Consider the following 206-nt stretch of genomic DNA (forward strand, 5'->3'; position numbering starts at 1 on the left):
CAGACCACGTGGTAGCCCACGTAGATCGCCAGGACAAAGATGATCAGGTTGATCACCGTGTGGCTAACCATTTCCATTGAGGTCTCCTTTGAATCAGCCGGCCAGCGCCGCTTCCTTGCGTCCCGCCACCAGGCAGGCGGCGACGATGTCGTCTTCGAGGTTGAGCGTGAACTGGCCATCCTTGTCGACGACAAGCTTGAGGAAAT

At 57.3% G+C, this 206-nt stretch carries 1 pseudogene; it reads right to left on the reverse strand.

What is annotated here, in order from left to right:
- Positions 1-77 (reverse strand): annotated as a pseudogene (locus ACAD63_RS17885) (NAD(P) transhydrogenase subunit alpha); the annotation flags it as partial.
- Between the last annotated feature and the right edge of the window lie 129 nt (positions 78-206).

It is taken from the genome of Cupriavidus sp. a3 (assembly GCF_051015765.1).
In the GTDB taxonomy this organism is placed as follows: domain Bacteria; phylum Pseudomonadota; class Gammaproteobacteria; order Burkholderiales; family Burkholderiaceae; genus Cupriavidus; species Cupriavidus oxalaticus_A.